We start from the raw sequence: 1,385 nt of genomic DNA on the forward strand, positions 1-1,385 counted from the left end.
CGAGCATCACGGATGCAGCGGGCAACACGGGCACAGGGACAGACAGCGGCGAAGTGGATGTAACTCCACCGGCTCTTGCCTTTACGCCAACCTTCGAGCTTGGTTTATTGGTTACCCTCAGTGGTACGTCTGACCTGCCAGCAGGCAGTGAAATCACCATCACCGAGCAACTTATTGGCGGGGGAGTCGGTGTAACTTACACCACCACAACCGATGCCAACGGTAATTGGTCTTTGGTGGGGCTTGATGTATCACTACTGGATGTAGGCTCTGTGATTGCCACAGCCACAGATGCAGCAGGGAACACACGCACAATCAGCTCAGATGACTTTGATAACACACCACCTACACTCACAGTTGAGGTGGATGCACAAAGCAATAGCAACACGCCTATAATCAGCGGTACAAGTGACGCAGGCGAAGGCGCACAAGTAACGATTGTGGTGACCGACAGTGACGGTAACCCACAAACCATTACCGCCCTTGTTGATGCCAACGGCGAGTGGAGCGCCACACCAGCGACACCACTCAGTGAAGGTGAAAGCACGATTGAAGTGAGCGTACGCGACAGCGTAGGCAACGAAACCACCGTGAGTGAAACCGCCACCATCGATACGCAAGCACCCACATTAACTATGCAAACTGTGGGTGATGTAAATGACTTAACCCCGACATTACAAGGCACCAGTAACCACCGTGACCGACAGTGACGGCGCTGTGCAAACCATTACCACCACCGTTGGCACGGATGGGCATTGGGATATTGAAGTGCCCAGTGCGCTGGCACAAGGTGACTTTACTGTAACGGCCAGTATTACTGATGCCGCAGGCAATGAAAGTACCGCCAACAGCAGTGGCAATGTAGATACCATTACCCCAGTTGTAACTGTGGATGCACTGGGACTTGGTAACGACAGTACTCCACTTATTAGTGGTACTTCAACTGAGCCAGAAGGCACAGTTGTAAACATTGTAATCACCGACAGTAATGGCGATGAAACACCGCTCACCGCTACCGTGGATGTCAACGGCAATTGGCAAGCAATCAGCCCAGAATTACCTGATGGCAGCTACAGTGTACAAGCCAGCATTACGGATGCGGCGGGCAATACAGGAGGCGCTACGCAATCGGGCAGCATAGATAGCCTTGCCCCGACACTGACACTTGATACTGTAGGCGCTACCAACGACAGCACGCCAACCATTAGTGGTACCACGAATGCACCAGCCGGCACGGTAATTAGTATCAGCGTTAGCGATGGCATTACCACCGAAACCTTTACAGCCACAGTCCAAGCAGGTGGCAGCTGGTCAGCGGATGTACCGAACGCCTTAAGCGATGGTGAGCTGACCATTGAAGCCAGCGTGAGCGACAACGCCGGTAA

The 1,385-nt window shown here is 53.1% G+C and carries 2 protein-coding genes; both read left to right on the forward strand.

Annotated features, from left to right (window positions below; translation table 11 throughout):
* Window positions 1-710: Ig-like domain-containing protein (locus AN390_RS19520; protein WP_236695121.1), on the forward strand; the 710-nt coding region annotated here is incomplete at its 5' end.
* Window positions 697-1,385: Ig-like domain-containing protein (locus AN390_RS19525; RefSeq protein WP_173644045.1), on the forward strand; the 689-nt coding region annotated here is incomplete at its 3' end. The genes AN390_RS19520 and AN390_RS19525, both read left to right, overlap by 14 nt.

The sequence above is a fragment of the Pseudoalteromonas sp. P1-11 genome (assembly GCF_001399995.1).
Classification (GTDB): domain Bacteria; phylum Pseudomonadota; class Gammaproteobacteria; order Enterobacterales; family Alteromonadaceae; genus Pseudoalteromonas; species Pseudoalteromonas atlantica.